Here is a 17,765-nt window from a genome sequence, read left to right on the forward strand (position 1 = left end):
TTAAATGATCCACAATAGAACGAGTAAAAATCAACAATCGTGCGGATTATTCTGATAATGTTTCAACTTAAAGGTTATATAGCCATCATATAGCTATGACGTTTCACATTTTTAAGATTCAAATTATATTTGTAATTAACATTGTTAGGAGGTATTTAATTATGGAGAAAGTGTTAGCATTGTTTAGTGATGCCCTCCTACTTGCTGCTCCAATTTATGAAGAAAACAAGCAGTTATGGGCCAAATGGAATAAATATTATAAAGAAGTACAAGAGAATCATGATAAATTAGTAACATCAGCTAATATGTCCCCTTCCTTTTCGACACTTGTTTCTTGGTTAGGTCAGAAACAAGAGCAAGGAATATCGTTGTTAAACATTTATGCCAATCTGAATAAATATAAAGTTGAGATTCAAAATGTACTAGATAAGATCATTGAACAAGAATTCGGAGAAAAAGTTGAAGCAGTTGAACCAACTCAAATTTCAATTTTTGAAGATAGTCAGGTAACAGAACATATAGAAGATATATCGGATGATTACTATCCTGTAACCAATGACGCAATGTACTATCAATTACGTGATGGAATAGCAAAAAATCATTTTGAGGAAGATGAAGCAGTAGCAAAACCGGTACTGCCATTAGAAACAAAAAATTCAAGCGGAGTTGCACAACTATCATCACATAAGGATGAGGATTTGAGATTAGTGAATACAAACGAAGCAGAAAGATGGTCTATATTGGTTGATGGAGTAATTAGTAATATGGATGATCTTACAGCAGACTGTTTGGATACCATTACAATACAATGGTTAAATCAAGCTAAATCTCCAGATGAATTCATAGATTTTAGCTATGAAAATGTGTTGGAATTATGTAATATGCCAAAAGCATCAGCAAACGGTGTAGAGTATTATCGTGCAGAAGATAAGATAAAAGTAGCGCAACGTATTGCAGCGTTAGCGAGCATCTTTATTTATTTGAATGATGATAATGAAGTTGTAGTATTGAACGATCAAGCTGAAACAGGGGAAAAATTTGAAGTAAAACGTGAAGTAATCAAAAGGCTATTCGTACTGGACTCTGTAGTGTTATGGAGAGATAAGAATACTAATGAATATATGGGGATAGAATCCTGTAAGATTAAACCAGGTAGTTTTTTATCGGGCTATTTGTATGGATCTAATAGCACAACTGCTTTATTATCGAAAAAAGCATTAGAGTATAATAGCTATAGACACAAGTTTCATAAACGTTTAATACGTTATTTATCCTGGCAGTGGCGAATCCGTCAACAATACAGTACTTTAAAAAGACCATACTCCATTGGTGGAGAAAAAGGTTTACTGTCTGTAATGGGTATTACAACTACAAAGGGGCGCCCAACTCGAATTCGTGAACAACTAGAAAATGTTTTAAATGATTTAGAAAAAGAAAATGTCATTTCACATTGGGCATATGCAGAAGAATTGGATGAAACAAAGATAGGAGAACGCAATTGGTTTAAGAATTACTTTGAAAAGTTGGGAATCATTATTTTACCTCCAAAAGAATTGATGAATAATATAGATAGCATGGTGAAGAAAAAATCAATAGATACGCAAGAGAAGCAAGAGGAGCGTTATATTGTAGATACAGTAAAACAACCTACTGTAGGATCAGAGGATATGGTTCGAGAGAAAATTATGCATCAGCATATGCATCAAAATAAAACAATGCGTGAGATAGCAGATGAAATAGGTCTATCCCCTGCTACACTCTCAAGATTTTGTAATAAAAAAATGAAACGCATTTCAAAAAGTGTTAATGAAAAACTTAACAAGTGGTATGAAAGACAAATGATTATAGAATCTATGTAAAAAGAAGCAGATACCTTTACAGAGGTACCTGCTTCTTTTTAGTCTTTTCATTTTCTATATGTATGGCTCCATAATCGCACTTGACATTGGAATAATTTCTATTTGCTATTCCTAAAAACAGAAACCACGTATTTAATTTCCTCTCCTCTCCTTTACTTTACGTGAAATTCGTTCAACTACCCGGGGTATACCGAGTGTACTTTTGTACAAAATAAGATTGTTAAACGTTAAATTGAGGAGGGTTTGTATGCAAAATTATAAAAAAGCTATAGAGAAGTCTGGTTCTATTATAAAACCAAATTTTGCAGAAACTGATGCGCAAAAAGTAAAACAAGAAATTCAAAATGATGTGAGAGCAGGACAAGGAGCAATGACTTCCCGGGAAGCTGGGGCAATGCGAGATTAAGAAACCCCTCCTTACTGAGTTTTAATTTTCTTCTTTAAAATCTTATTCAGTAATGAGTTATTCCGTAATCTGGCCCGATTGCTTAATAGGAAAAAATCCTGCACATTAACACAGGATTCTAATCAAGTTTTGCTATAAGGCCATAAGTCTGGTTTTGTTTCATAAAAAGTCTTTTTTCGGAAATATCATCTTAAAAAGTAAGAAGGTATGAGCTTACAGCCCACACCTTCTTACTGGTAGAAAAATTCGTTATATGCATAGCTTATCACTCATGATCAATGTCACCTTCGATATATTGATTGAGTTTAGCCTTAATTGCGGCACTTTCTGGAGTTACTTCTGCCACTTTCCGATTGTGAAGTCGAGAGCCCCCTTGCATTTCATCTATAGGTAATGTGTTTTTATCATCTTGAGAAACAGTAGCAGCCATTTGTTGCTGTAACCATTGCATTGTTAAGTTAGATGTTGTATTTTTACCATTGATTTCTGCAGTTCGTTGAATTTCCTGTTCCTGCTGATTATGGGTAACAGTCGATGTGTAAGCAGGCTCTCTATATTGTGGTGTATGCTTCGCTCTTGGCACTTCTATTGGAGTTTCAGTAATAACTGGTGCTTTCTTGATAAGTTCAATAGGTTCTCTATGTTTACTGGTATCTGGTACATTCTCTTTTTGCAAATTAATCACTTCATTAATTTTTGCGTGTTCCGTTGTATTAGAAGTAGGAATTGATGCTGTAGCGTCCCCCTTTTTTAGCTTAGGAGCAGAATTTCTTGAGTAATCTTGCACAGACTGATTATTTGTTAACTCACCTTCACTGTCAGTATAATCGTCATTATTATAAAAATCGTAAGTATCAGGGTTTAACGTTTGTAACCAACCTTCTATTGCAGTAGGCGCTGTTTTAGGCATACTCAATTCCTCAATTACAGTTTCTTCGCTATCAACATCTGTATCTGTGACATAATCATCATATTTAATTTCTGCATTCAATGATTCTTCACGAATTTTTAGCCAATAAACAGCTGCTTCTGCATCAACTTGAATCTTAGCTGTTTTAAACTCAGTGGCAGGAACAAAGTTTGCATTTACTTGTATTCCTCCTTGAGGAGCATTATCTTTTACAATTTTAGCAGCACACTGGAATGCTTTTTGAATCAATATATCATTTTCAGAAAGAATGGGTACCTCTGTTTTCGAATAAGAGTAGGATGTTCTACGTGTACTTTGAGTTTTCGTTTCAGCTGTTACCATATCAATTTCTTGATCACCTTCACGTGCTTCATAAATTGTTTTCGTACCCATAAGCTTACTAAACAATTTAGCATCTTCATTAGTAACATCACCATAAACAAGTTTATTACGAAATGTACCTAACAGGATATCCATGAATCTTGGGCCATGTTCAATTGCTAATTGACTAATTGTTTGTGCAATAACAATTAAAGGAGCTTTATATTTACGTGATTGAGCAGGAAAACTTTTAAATGCTTTATAAATGTAATCAGCAAACTCATCAACTAAAACGGGATGGTATGGAGATACGTTAGGTTTACGACGGAAAATTGCATTTTGCACTGCATATAAACATAATTTGCCGAATACATCAGATAGGTCAGAAAGTTCCCCTTTCGCTGTATTGATTAAAAGGATACCTCCAAATTCCAAATGCTTTTCAAAGTCAAAATCTGATGGACCACATAATACACGACGGAGCAGAGGTTGAGCTGAAATATCATTTAATGTGTTTCGTAAACCACGAACGAAGGTTTCTTGTTTATCAATAATCTTTGGCTGCCCATAGTATTTCCCTTCAGTATGATAAACAACTTCCCCTCCCCCACGACCGCCAGAAATTTCAGGTACATAATTTAAATCAAACCATTCATCAACTTGCTTCATTATGCGCCAATGATTTCGTTCATCTCTATCAGGTATAGATTCAATATCATTAGGAAGTCGCTCTTTTAACTTGAGATGCATCTCAAAAACGAGATTAGCATCATTATACAAATCAATTAAATGTTCAAATCTAGCTTCAAATTTTGAATCATGGAGTTTTAACAAGTAAATATGTTGTTTAAGATGCGAACGCTCAGATTGAACAAAGAAAGGATTTCCCGCGCCATTATCAGAGAGCCCCGTTAATACTGAACATAACATCTCAGCAACCTTATCGACTGGACCACGTACAAAATTTATTGAAGGGGTATCAGGATTTGTTGGGTCTAAATAGAAAATAACACTTTCGGGAATTTTGTGTGCTAATACCAATTTATATACTTTTTCGCAGAAGTCATTTGATGGCTCGATAACAGTAAGACCATTAACCTGCGTTCCTTTTACATCCTCTGAATGATAATCTTTTCTTGCATATAAAGTTTTAAAGTTATTAATCATGGAAGCCATATAGTCAAGAATTTGATTGGCAATTGGCAAACCTAGTGCAGCGGATTTCCCTGTACCAATGTTACCGATGATCATTATATTAAGCGTTAGAGACTTGCCTTGTATAACTGCCATTTCCCGTGTAGCACTGTTAGGACCAAGAAAGATATCGGGTTCTGGCAATTTTGATGGATTTTTTTCAGTGAAAAATTTGTGTAATGAAGTAGCAAGTTTTCGTTGTCGATCATCATTCAAAAAGGAAAGCATCCAACCAGGTATTTTAAATACGTATTCCCATTTTCCGAATGCATCTAAAAGCTCTTTTTTATGTTCAAAAAAAATCTTAAAGAGCCATAAGAGTACGAGAATAATAATAATTACAGGTATAGCAAATACAAGGTGCATGATATTACTGAAATTTGAAAGGATAGTATCTTCTAATCCTTTGTCATTTAGTGAAACCTCTCCAGCTTTCGAGTTTAAGAATGGAATAAATATCTTAGCTAATGGAACACTAAACGCCCATAAGTACTGGGCAACTATACCAATTAACATCATCGAGAATATAAACCATCTACGCTTTATCTCCTGGTAGGTCTTAACCTTGGTTGATAGTTGCCAAGTATAAATTAAAATCCAAAAGCTAAAAAAGGTTTCAATGTAATAATTAGTTTCAAATGGATTACCGAAGATACTTAAAGTAGGTAATGAAGCCCCCATTTGTATCGACCAGAAAGAAGCGTATTTATAAATTCCTCTAAAAGCAAAATACCAAGCTAGCAGAAGTAGTAATGTCACAACATAGTAAGATGAGCGGGCTGCTAAACGACATTTCCAGCTTTTCGAAATATCGATTGTAACTGTATAGGAATTTTTTTGCTCTTTCCGGCTTTTGGGTCCTCCCCATTACCTGGTGCATTATTGAGTTCAGTATTCTTTTGAACTGCATTCTCCAAATTCTTGTTTCACCCTCTCTTTTAACGAATAAAAAGCAGCGGTGAAATTAAGCAATTCAGCAGAAGTAGCCAATAATATATTCTCTGGTGCTATGGAATTGTGAAACAAATCAGTAAAAATGGCTTGCTGCCCACGCTCTAATTCATCCGCTTCATATATCCCCAAAATCTTAATTGGGTTTAGTGTTCGGTGTTGATTTTGCATGGCCAACAATCCTGATAATTGTTGTAATTTAAAGTGTGCGTTAACCTCCCCTACCCTAAGTATTGTTGATATACATAATATTTCTAAGTAATCTAAAGAATTTTTTTCTTCATCAGATGATTTTTTTCGTAATACCAAAATGTCATCTGTTAGCTCAAGTAGTTTAGAATGCTGCATTCCTTTCGTTTGCATTTCATTTTTATTAGATATCCACTCTACCGAATAAGGGAAAGAAGAATTTATGTTTAAACGTTCAGTGATTTTTTTGAGTAGGTGATTTTTACTTACACTATTAGTTTTGCGAATTTCTTGAAGAATATTATTTACTACAAGTGCCGCCCCACCCATATTGCATACGTAAACATTGAGGTTATCCACTACACATAAACGTGGTATAGTGCTAAAGGCTTTTTTCAAATTTGTTACACGTGTGGTCCGTTTTTTGTAAGTAGAAATGGTATGGTAGGAGTCATCGATAACAGAAAATAACACGTAATACTGCTTAGATGGGCTAGCGGCAGCGATATCGAGATATTTTTTTAACTTATTTTCTAAAAACGGAATGTTTTCCGATCCTGTATCAACTTCAATGTTGATAATAGAATTGTTACAAGTAATAACCCAATCAGGAATGATTAATGGGTTTCCCTTTGAGTCAGGATAAAATTCTTTAGATGGACGAAATGAATATACAAGTTGAGGTAAATCTGGTAGGAAAGAAACGGGTTGAAGTTCTGGTTGAAACATTTCGCGATACTCTTCATCTTCGTATAAAAAGTAAGCATTATTTGAATTGGAGTACATTAGGTTTGGTAAATGTAAGTTTTGCTTCACAATCGAGTTTAGCGGAAAAAGATAATCTCCCTTACCACCTACAATTGCACCAGTATGTTCATTTTGGGATTCTGCTTCAAGTAAATTTAATACAAATTGTGTAATAGCTATATTGTGTTCATACTGCCTTTTGGTAACAAATGAGGTACTACAATCAGAAATTAATTTCAATCGGTATAATATTTCAACCCCTTTTGAAGAGATAGAAACAAAATCCAATGTAAATCCGCGCTTTTTTCTCACACTTATGTTTTCTTTTTTTATTAATTTCATTTTAGCCCATTTGGTTAGCTTTGATGAAAATGTAGTTCGACTTATAGGTTCTCCACTTATCAATTCATAAAATTTGCGTAATTGAATTTGAGATACTGTTCGTTGTTCATATAAAAATAAAACTGTAAAAATGTCAGAACGATTAAAATAAACTCCACGATCATTTTCCCCGACGATATATTTAACGGTATAATCAAATGATTTTTTCAATTTTAAACACTCCCTTGATATGAAAATAGCATACGGAAACTTGCATAAAATTGAGTGCAATTGTCAACAAATGAAAGTAATTAATGTTGGATAAATTAAGCAGTTCAGTACATAAAAATGATTAAAGTATATTTTAACTGAAATTTACAAAAAAGTAACCCATTATCCCCTGTGAACTCTCGGTTTAAAAACATATATTATTTCGTCAGGTGTGGGTAATTAAATCTAATGATATCAAGTAGAAAATTTCTATTAGAGTTCGTCATATGTACTTCGACATAGATAAGAGAACATATGACGAACTCTAATGATAAAAAAAGGATTCGTCATATGTACTTCGTCATGTAGGTGTAGAGTATCAAAAATAGTTAAAATGTACAGTGAATATACTTTTGCATGGATAAAATTAAGTATTAAACAGAATTGTATTTAATTCTGTAGAGGTATCCGTTTGTCAGAAGGAAAAATTACATCATAAAAGAAATAAGTAAATAAACATAATAAAGTAAATGAAAATAATAAAGTAAATGAAAATTGTGTATATTTCATATTTTGCATGTTACAATCTGATTTAAGGGGTGAAAAAATGCGGAATTGGAAGACAGAATATGGGTTAATAACAAGGATAATACAAAGTGAATTTGAAACAGACTTTCTTTATACTAAAGTAATCAACACATTAAATAATGAGTATGAGATAATTCCATTACAGTTTGCAGCACTAGATCCTTATAAAACGTATAATACCTCACAGGTTAGTAGAATTTTGAGGATAAAATCAAATCAGTTAAGATATTTAATTAACAAATACGGTGAATACATCCAATTAATAAAAAAAAGAGCTAAATATGTTATTTCATTTAAAGCTTTATACAGGATTTATTTAGTAAACCTATGTCTAACAAAGAAATTATTTAATTTAGCTGAGTTTAACAGCATTATGACTTCACATGTTAGTTATAGAGATTATATTGATATGAAATTGACAAGTTATACTGACAAGTTTGTAGAACTTAACTATAAAACTAGCCAATTGAATGAAAATGAATCACAATTTTATGTATTATTCCTGCAAATCTCTGAAATTACTACAGAATTAATAAAAGAAATAACTAAATATAATATGACATTAACATCCCCTTTCCTTTCTGTTGACAACAAAGGGAGAAATGAGTTGGTAAATAAGAAGCAAGATTATGAAGTTCTTTTCAATAAACTAAGTGTTTTATATAAAACTATATAGTTAAAAGAGTAATACTTAAAAAGTATTACTCTTTTTTTATAGGGTTATATACACGTTTTATTTATAAGTCTTTCATATAAGACCTTTAAATGAGTCGTGTAATAATCCGTGGTAATATTCTATTGATATGAAATTAATATAAAATCATATAAAAGCTTTAATAATAAGTGTTTATACATACGTCTTATATGTAGTTCGTATATATAAGGTGTATAAATCAAATGACCATGATAATAGTACGTTATTTTAGGAGTATTATATATTGGAATTATAATTCTAGATTAAAATATACATAAATACTGCACTCATATTTATTATTTAATGGTTATTGTTAGTTATATGAAACCTGATATTAACATGTTTTATTTACTGCTTATATGAACGACTTTCATATACGTCTTATATATTTGACGTTGATATATAGGACATTGTTTCAATTTTACATTTTGTAAATATTATATAAGTCTTATATATAACAACTTAATATAAGGCTTATATATAATGACTTGATATACGTCTTACAATGATGTAATATATTTTTAGGAATAATTAACCAACGTTTTAAGGGGGGGACAACTTGAACGAGGTATTAAGTGAAAAATATAAACAAAACAAATTCACTGAAGAAGTTGTGGAAATGTTTGCAGACATTATTGAAGGAGACGAAATACTCTACAATGTATTTCATTACATAGGATCTCAAGTAAACAAACAATACCAAGAGACAAAGTATATGAGAGGAATCTCAATAAATGAAATAGTAGAAAGTGTTGTTATTGATAGGAGAGTAAAGAAACCTAAGGGTAAATCCTATTCATTAGAACTTGAAAGAACTAACATTTCAAGAAGATCGGCAGAAGGTAGTGTTGCTACTTTAGCTTCAATGTCATTAATAACAGAAAAAATTATGCATCCGTATAAGTTTTTAATTTCAACTATTAGGGGACAACAAGTATTAGTTGAATTAGGGAAACGTAAAAATAGTAATGAGAATAAGGGAGAGATAAAATAATGGCAAAAAACTTTCTGAAAAACGAAGTAGCTGTGAAAATGACTATGGTTGGTTTTGGTCAAGCTGGAACTAGAATGGTAGATAAGTTTGCTGAGTATAAGCATACAGACGGTACAGCAGTTTATAATTGCCTAGCCTTGAATAGTAATGATGGGGATTTAGCTGAACTGAAAAATGTGCCGAAAAGTAACCAAGTTTCACTAAAATTAGGTGGTTTGGGTAAGAATCCTGAGCGTGCTGTAAAGGTTTTAGAATCTAATGAAGAAGCTAAAGATAAATTAAAAGAATTTATAACGGAACGTGTTAGACCAACTGATGAATTAGTACTATTTTTTGCAGGTTTAGGCGGTGGTACAGGCACATCTACAATTATTCAAGCAATTGAAGAATTCTCCGCTTTTCATAATAAACCTGTAATTGCTGAAGAACTTAAAAGTATGGCAATGAAAATTCCTAGAGAAGAATTAATAAAAAATCAACAAAAGTATGCAAGAATTGCTTTCAATAATGCTATTGAGCGTAAAGATTTCATTAAAATGGGTATTGTAGTTACACTTCCAGTTAGGGCGGATGGGCCTGATGTACTAAGACAGGTGAATAAATTTTCACAAGAAATTTGGAAGTTAGCTAATGATCCAGCGAAAGGCGTTGCATTTGTTGTATTTGCAGATAACCAACACTTCTATGATGAGTTTAAGGGATTAAACGAAAATGAGAAAAAAGGCATTGGAAACTCACGCGACTATGCAAATCAACGCATTGGAGATATTATTCATGAGTTAAATACAGCTGCAAATGGTTCAGGAACATCAGTAATTCTAGATTCTCAGGACTTTAAACGAATTTTACTAGAAAGAACAGGCTGTTTAGTAATTAATAAGATTTCACGTAATATGAATCAAATTGAAAACAGTGAAGAAATTGTAGATATGTTCTCAGAATCATTGAAAGGAAGCTCATTCCATCACCCTATTGACCTGATGAAGACAAATGAAAATGGAGATTTAGAGGCATCGAAGGTACATCATTTTGGTATGTTAGCAATTTTAGATGAACAGAAGAACATTGATGATTCATTTATGGATGATGCAAAAGTAGAAGTGACAAATAAACTACCAATCAATGGAACTGTTTTTAATGGTTATTTAGTGAGTAAAAATGACTTTATGGGCAGCGTGTATACTTTCTATAAGACAGATGCACTACCATCACGTTTATCTAAAGGATTAGTTGAAGAATATAACGAATTTAAGGAAAAACAGAGTCAAATTCAATATACAAAGTCACAAATTAATACTATTGAAGCGCAGGACTCGGACGATGACTTCAATATTAACTTTGGTGATTACTTTGAATTAGAACCAGTTAAAGATGAAGAACCACAAACGCAAAATGATGAAGAATTAGCTGCATTTATGGATCCCGATAAGATGTTCGGAACAAAATAAAAAATAAGCCTGGAGTTTTCCAGGCTTATTTTTCTGTTTTCATTACATTTTTCATGTATTCAATCATGTTCTCATCAATATAGTTTTCTATGAAAAGTTGTTTTCTCGCAAGATCTTCCTCTTTTTTAAACCAACCAACTTTTTTAATACGAGTTTCTTCTGGTTGTGAACTCCACTCTCTTTCAGCTTGTTTTCTTAATTCTGTACGCGCTCTATGTTGAATTATCATATTATCTAGTCTTTCTTGTCTTTGGCGCTCTTTTAACATTCCAGGGTCTTCTGGTTCAGGGAGCACTGCACGTATAGCATCTTCAAACTTACCTTGATACTCTAATTCAATGTTTTGTAAATGCATTTGAATCTTTTGCTCTACTATTTTTTCAATAGTCGCTGCAGCTTCCTGCATGTTTAATTGGGTTGAGACTTCACTGGTTTGATTTTCTGGAGAAACTGGTCTTAGTTCAAATTGATGTGGTAAAAGCTCAATAATTGCATCTAGCGACCACTTTTCATCCCTTTTTAGCTTGATAAATAAAGCTATGTCTAAATCCAGTGTGTTATATAGCTTTTCATTTGTATTATTGGTTCTTAATGTTCCGTGTAACCCCTTTTCCTCTAGGATATTGAACCAATTGTATACAGTGTTATGATGTCGGCCTACTAGTTTTGAAAACTCTGTTATTCGCCAAGCTTTTTCAAAAGCATCTTCATGACTAGAGTTTGTATTATTTGACTCCATATGTTCAGTTGTATTTTTGTTATCTTGTTCAATCATCGTTGTACCTCCTTGAAATATAATGGCCATAGCAAAATGGAATTAACATATAAAGTGAGATGGACATGTTAAGTGTCTTTCGACGATATAAACCTCAATACCTTTATCGATTGACATTCACATGAAATGTGTCATTGATATATAAAGTACCACTTGTTAACATAAAGTTGATAAATAAGGGTTTGGGATTAACTATTGCTAATGTCCAGTTAATAATCCGTTAGTTATTAATGATTATTGTTGCTATGAAATTAACAAATTAGTCTACAATATATTAATGATAAGAAAATATTAGTGATTTGTAAATAAATTATAAGGATATAGCATTAAACTTAAAGACTTAAAAACTAAAAAGTATGTATAAATCTAAAGCGAAAAGCCCATACTAATAGTAAATAAAGGCCTATATTTATTGTAATTTATGATACTCGATATTAGAAAACCATGAACGGTATAGTTAATTGGTTTCAGTAGGTCTTTAGAATGCACGTGAAGGCTATTATAGGTTGTTGAAGTACTTTTATGCGGTTTAATATAAACTCACTTTTTCTAGGGGGGTATCACCCCTTACAAGTGATCTCTATATAATCAAAATTGATTCATACAATTGCCACTTTTAAATCGGAATTAATAAAAAGTGATTTATTGTTTTTGGTTACTATCAAAATACTTTCGAGAATGATATCTTCTCCGATTTATCCAGTGAATTTTGCTATAGAAAAAAGCCTTTTAATAGATGTAGAATCTAAAACTCTATTTGTATGTATATTTTCAACTTTAGAATCAATGATTGTTAATGTCATGTCAATACGTATGAGTGATAGTCGATATGACACTACCATTAATAGATAACTAGCTCTATTAACATGTTAATCTCAGGTTACATATCAATTACAGATGATTTCTTCTTTTAGGATGTTTTCTTTTTTAATTTTTCAATAGAAACCTGTTGTGGTAGATAAATTTTTAACTAATGCAAATTTCGAAGATCCAAGATCTGCATCTATGCGTATTACAACTACATAATTGTTAATGTTATATCAATGTTTAACGAAAATTGTTGATATAACATTAACAATATAGACAGTATTTCTAACTACGTATCGCCTTTAGACCATATATCAATGATAAACAAAGGCTGAAAAGCATTGAATTACCGTCGTCATTTGTTATTGTAATTAAATTTTAACTATTTTTTGATAGTGTGAAAACAACTTCTAGGATAGATCATCACTAGATTCGCTTCGAGCAAACCGCCACAGAAGAAAAAAATCACCAATATAGTTTTTGAAATCTTGAAAGTTATAAACACTTCTCCTTTTTGACACCTTATTGTTAATGTTATATCAATATCAATCAGAATAATATCGATAACAAAAGAAAACAATCGCTTAACATGTTAATTTCAGGTTATATGTCAATGATAGACAAAGGAAAAACTGTTAATTTTTCGGTGTCACTAATAAGAAACTATCAATTGTATGGAGTTCTTGTTAGTTTCTATGTGCAATTATAGTTCTATTAGAGTATTTTTGATTTTTCATTAGAAACCTGTTGTAGTAAATAAATTTATAATTAATACAGATCGCCAAGACCCAAGATCTGTATTAATGCGTATTTGAACTACTTAATTGTCAATGTCATATCAATAATTTTCATTTAACATTAATATGACATTGACAATATAGATAGCATTCCTTTCTATGTGTTGTTTTTAGACTATATGTTAATGATAAATAAAGGGTAAAATGCTGTCATTATTTATTATCCCGATTAAATTTTTAACTATGTTTTGATGGTGTCGAGTCATTTTCTAGGATAGATCGTCACTAGATTCACTTCGAGAAAACTGCCGCAGCAGAAAAATTTCAACCGATATAGATTTTGAAATCTTGAAAGCTATAAATGATTCTTCTTTTTTGACACCTTATTGTTAATGTTATGTCAATCTTATTCGAAACGATATCGATAACAAAAGAAAACAGTCAGTTAACATGTTAATTTCAGTTGATATGTTAATAACAAATGAAAAGGTTAAAAACCAGTTATCTTTCCTTCGGTATTAACATGAGATTGATAGTTTCAGGGTGTTTCTTTTTTATGTCTTACTAGCATTGAAACATTTTTATAGGTAGTTTATTAATTAACTTATTTCCGCGCAATCTGTTGCAATGGACTAATGTTCAACTAATATAGATCTTGAAGTTTAGATAGGTGCAAACGTTTTTGATAAGTAATCGCTTGTTAATGTTATGTTGATGTTAACCGGTGAATACTAGTGATAAAGTTGGTGCGCTTCATTTGATATGTTAATCTTAGTTGATATATCAATGTCAAATATAGGTGAGATGTATTGATTTTCTGTTGGTATCAACATGAGATTGATAATTATATGACTGTTTTATAGTCCTTATTCTAAAGTGGTTTTGGGTAGAATTAATTAATTTCAAACAAAATATAATGTTATGATGATTATTTACAAGAAACTGATTATGGTTAACAAGATTGTGCTTAATAGCGCAATTAATTGGTTAGTAGAGATTATACTGTACCCAAAAAAGTATGCAGAAAACCATTAGTGAACGGTTAATAAGGAGGTCCCTTATAGTTTAGTAAATATAGATTGCTAAAATAGTATCTAATTCCGAAGAAGTTCTCGCTTCAAAAGGTCCAAAGGGGGTTAAGCAGTGAGATGCCTATGTATAATTATAGTGTGGAGTTTAATAATATTATAATTAACCTCTAGATTAAATAAAGAATTTTTAGTATATTCTTATTATAACTTGTTAATTTTTAAAATTTCTAGTGATTACATGAAGCCCTTCGGGTTACGGATTAAATTACACGTTTGTGTGGTATTTAACCTCCGTATTCCAAAGGGCTTTTTTATTTGCTCAAGAGGAAAGGAGATATGTGATGTCAATTGAAAAGTTAGCAGCAAGTAGAATATTAAGGCCAGTAAGAAGCATGAATAAGGGGAGTAATGAGAGATGGTTTGAATATTATAGAACAACGTGCCCTATATGTGGTAAGCAAGGATGGTGCATGGTTAATGATTCTGAAACTAAAATAATATGTGGACGAATTTCATCTGAAACAGTATTCGGGGAAGCAGGCTATTTACATATAATAGCTGAAGATCAAAAAAGGGGATATGACTTTTCTCAAAATCAGATGATTAAGGAACATAAGAAGAAAAATGATTACAACCTTGATATTATTTACACTTTATTCCTAGAATTTTTAGACGTGCGAGATGAACATATTAAAATGTTAATGGGATCAAAACGTAGGATTACAAGAGAAGTAATAAATGTTAGGAATTACAAAAGTTTTCCTATTAAACCTTGGGATACTACGAAAGAGCTAATAAAAAAAGTAGGGGGGAAAACAAGCTATATTGTTGGAATTCCAGGATTTTATGCAAAAGAAACAAAGGATGGAAGATATTTTACGTTTGCAGGAAGGAGAGATTCTTTATTAATACCGCAGAGAAATATATATAATCAGATATGCGGTTTTCAATGTAGAATTGATAATCCTGAATATATGACAGTTGTAAAAAATCATAAACCAAGCTTTAAGGCAGAAGTTATTGAGCAGCCCAATACTATAGAGGTGACCTATAAAATCAATGGGAAGATAGAGTCTATATTTAAAGGTAAAATCGATGTTACAGAATGGTATGAGATTAATTATGAAGGTGAAAAATTAGGTGAAGTACAATTAAAGTTAGAAAGTAAATATATTTGGATCAGCTCAGGTGGGAAATTCCATGGAACAGCAGCTGGGAACCCATTGCCAATACATGTAGCAGTACCTAGTCGAGAGTTGAAAAGTTTGGAACGTGGAGAACTAATAAAAAAGGATAATGTATGGATTTCAGAAGGGAGTCTAAAATCTGATATTTCTGCTGAAAACTTAGAGGAGCTTCTAACAAATGAGGAAAAAGTAATGTATGGTACCACAGTTGTATCAATACCAGGGGTTAAAGTATGGAGAATATTAATTGAACCATTAAAAAAAATGGGAGTTAAACAGGCGACGTTCGCTTTAGATATGGATATGATTACAAATTCAGATGTTCAACGGTCGTTATTAGAATGTGCGCAAGCGCTTTATCAAGAAGGGATAAGTATTAATTATGCAAGTTGGGATATTAATCTTGGAAAGGGGCTAGATGATTTACTGTTAAACGATTATATTCCAGCAATAGAGAAAGTGAGATAAACGCTATTTTAACGAATTTCCCGAAAGAATTCTCCTTCCTCAAGCGTGTGAAGGGCGTAGCCCAACGGTAGGTGGGAGATGAATTTCGGTTTGGCGTAGCCCAAAGGTTTTCCTTTTTATTTTGCCTCTGATATAAGCAGTCTTATAAATTATAAAGGCTGGTATATAAATGAAATTAGATAGTAATAACCATTCAGTATTCTTGTTGTATTATCACCTTGTGTTGGTCGTGAAATACAGAAGAAATGTGTTTGATGATGATATGTCAGACTATGCAAAAGATATGTTTGTTCGACTATCTGAAAACTATAACATCACATTAGTTGAATGGAATCATGATGTAGACCATGTTCATATTTTGTTCAAGGCACACCCTAATACAGAAATGACAAAATTCATTAATGCTTATAAAAGTGCAAGTTCTCGACTTATTAAAAGAGACTTTCCACAAGTGAAAAAGAAACTTTGGAAAGAGATGTTTTGGTCAAGAAGCTTTTGCTTGCTAACTACTGGTGGTTCGCCAATAGACGTAGTAAAAACATATATTGAAAATCAAAGTGAAAAGTGAGGTGAAATGATATGACAAAGCAGAATAAAGCATATAAATTCCGTTTGTATCCAACAGAAGACCAAGCACATCTTATGCGTAAAACCTTCGGTTGTGTACGTTTCGTGTATAACAGAATGTTAGCTGAACGGAAAGAAGCGTATGAAAAACATAAAGATGATAAGGATCAACTAAAGAAACAAAAGCTTCCCACTCCTGCGAAATACAAAGCAAAATTTGAGTGGTTAAAAGAAATTGATTCATTAGCTTTGGCAAATGCTCAACTAAACTTGCAAACTGCCTATAAAAATTTCTTTCGTGGTCAAAATGACTTCCCAACATTCAAAAGCAAAAAAGACAGAAAGTCTTATACAACGAATGTAGTGAACGGAAATATTATGTTGCTTAACGGTCATATCAAATTGCCAAAACTGAAAATGGTACGTATCAAACAGCATAGAGAAATACCACAAGGCCATATAATCAAATCATGTACGATTTCTATGACACCTACTGGTAAATACTATGTGTCCATTTTGACTGAATACGAAAAAGAGATCGTACAAAAAGAAGTAGAAACAGTTGTTGGATTAGACTTTGCGATGGATGGATTATACGTCAGTTCTGAGGATGAGAGAGCCAATTATCCTAAGTTCTATCGTGAAATGTTAGACCGATTAGCAAATGCTCAACGAGTATTATCAAGACGTACAAAAGGTTCAGGGCGTTGGAATAAACAACGTATCTGTGTAGCTAAGCTGCATGAAAAAGTAGCAAACCAACGTAAGAACTTCCTTCATCATAAGTCTAAAGAGTTAGCTACTCATTTTGATGTTGTCGCTATTGAAGGTCTAAATATGAAGGGAATATCGCAAGCACTTCATTTTGGAAAAAGCGTTGCTGATAATGCTTGGGGTATGTTCACTTCTTTCTTAGCTTATAAACTAAATGAACAAGGCAAACAGCTTGTGAAAATAGACAAATGGTTTCCTTCCACAAAAACATGTAGCAGTTGTGGAAATGTGAAAAGTATGTCATTGTCTGAGCGAGTCTACTCTTGTATATGCGGTGTAAATCTCGATAGAGATTATAACGCAGCTATCAATATCAAAAATGAAGCAATACGCCTATTAGCGTTAGCATAGATAGCAATAAAATAACCCTTGGAACAAGGGAGTTAGCTCGGCTGTCTTAGGACGAATTCGTTAGCTACCAAAAGTAACGACTAACCGAGAAGCCCCGACTTCAAACAGTCCGTTAGGACGTTAAGTGGCGGGTAGTTCACTTGAAATAAATTAAGAGATATATTAATAAGGGCTAGAAATGATTAAGTACTTTTCTATACCATAACTAGAATGAGTGGTTTTTATAAAATCGAAGG

At 32.3% G+C, this 17,765-nt stretch carries 10 protein-coding genes and 1 pseudogene; 8 read left to right on the top strand and 3 right to left on the bottom strand.

The features are described from left to right. Window positions 1–161 precede the first annotated feature (161 nt). Both AC1Q8L_RS23290 and AC1Q8L_RS23295 read left to right on the top strand, forming a co-directional pair. Complete coding sequence (locus AC1Q8L_RS23290) at window positions 162–1,859, top strand: helix-turn-helix domain-containing protein (RefSeq protein WP_050845179.1); 1,698 nt, start codon at window positions 162–164, stop codon at window positions 1,857–1,859. Window positions 1,860–2,106: 247 nt separating this feature from the next. Beyond that, window positions 2,107–2,265: a hypothetical protein gene (locus tag AC1Q8L_RS23295; RefSeq protein ID WP_001181914.1), complete on the top strand. Its 159-nt coding sequence runs from the start codon at window positions 2,107–2,109 to the stop codon at window positions 2,263–2,265. Window positions 2,266–2,530: 265 nt separating this feature from the next. Here the strand turns inward: AC1Q8L_RS23295 and AC1Q8L_RS23300 are convergent. Both AC1Q8L_RS23300 and AC1Q8L_RS23305 read right to left on the bottom strand, forming a co-directional pair. Then, a pseudogene (locus tag AC1Q8L_RS23300) lies at window positions 2,531–5,607 on the bottom strand (type IV secretory system conjugative DNA transfer family protein). Beyond that, window positions 5,579–7,129, bottom strand: coding sequence for a replication-relaxation family protein (locus AC1Q8L_RS23305; RefSeq protein ID WP_492339501.1), 1,551 nt, complete (start codon window positions 7,127–7,129; stop codon window positions 5,579–5,581). Before AC1Q8L_RS23305 ends, AC1Q8L_RS23300 begins: the two are co-directional and overlap by 29 nt. 556 nt (window positions 7,130–7,685) lie before the next feature. Here AC1Q8L_RS23305 and AC1Q8L_RS23310 point away from each other — a divergent pair. The 3 genes from AC1Q8L_RS23310 (at window position 7,686) to AC1Q8L_RS23320 (ending at window position 10,832) form a co-directional block, all read left to right on the top strand. Beyond that, window positions 7,686–8,372 carry a hypothetical protein gene (locus AC1Q8L_RS23310; RefSeq protein ID WP_072941369.1) on the top strand — a complete coding sequence of 229 codons (687 nt, stop codon included), beginning with the start codon at window positions 7,686–7,688 and terminating at the stop codon, window positions 8,370–8,372. 577 nt (window positions 8,373–8,949) lie between these two features. Further along, window positions 8,950–9,384, top strand: coding sequence for a hypothetical protein (locus AC1Q8L_RS23315; protein ID WP_071714760.1), 435 nt, complete (start codon window positions 8,950–8,952; stop codon window positions 9,382–9,384). Then, window positions 9,384–10,832 carry an FtsZ/tubulin family protein gene (locus tag AC1Q8L_RS23320; RefSeq protein ID WP_001097024.1) on the top strand — a complete coding sequence of 483 codons (1,449 nt, stop codon included), beginning with the start codon at window positions 9,384–9,386 and terminating at the stop codon, window positions 10,830–10,832. Before AC1Q8L_RS23315 ends, AC1Q8L_RS23320 begins: the two co-directional genes overlap by 1 nt. Window positions 10,833–10,857: 25 nt before the next feature. Here the strand turns inward: AC1Q8L_RS23320 and AC1Q8L_RS23325 are convergent, their stop codons facing one another. Next, window positions 10,858–11,607, bottom strand: a complete 750-nt coding sequence (locus AC1Q8L_RS23325; protein WP_098312219.1) for a MerR family transcriptional regulator — start codon at window positions 11,605–11,607, stop codon at window positions 10,858–10,860. A 2,916-nt stretch (window positions 11,608–14,523) separates the two neighbouring features. On the opposite strand from AC1Q8L_RS23325, the gene AC1Q8L_RS23330 reads away from it, so the two are divergent. The 3 genes from AC1Q8L_RS23330 to AC1Q8L_RS23340 all read left to right on the top strand — a co-directional run bounded on the left by AC1Q8L_RS23330 (window position 14,524) and on the right by AC1Q8L_RS23340 (window position 17,529). Beyond that, window positions 14,524–15,837, top strand: a complete 1,314-nt coding sequence (locus AC1Q8L_RS23330) for a DUF3854 domain-containing protein (protein WP_000021185.1) — start codon at window positions 14,524–14,526, stop codon at window positions 15,835–15,837. A gap of 169 nt (window positions 15,838–16,006) precedes the next feature. After that, window positions 16,007–16,405: an IS200/IS605-like element ISBth16 family transposase gene (gene tnpA, locus AC1Q8L_RS23335; protein WP_000762752.1), complete on the top strand. Its 399-nt coding sequence runs from the start codon at window positions 16,007–16,009 to the stop codon at window positions 16,403–16,405. 11 nt (window positions 16,406–16,416) lie between these two features. Next, window positions 16,417–17,529: an RNA-guided endonuclease TnpB family protein gene (locus AC1Q8L_RS23340; protein WP_000166233.1), complete on the top strand. Its 1,113-nt coding sequence runs from the start codon at window positions 16,417–16,419 to the stop codon at window positions 17,527–17,529. Window positions 17,530–17,765 lie beyond the last annotated feature (236 nt).

It is taken from the genome of Bacillus sp. GW823-FHT06A11, from assembly GCF_058795355.1.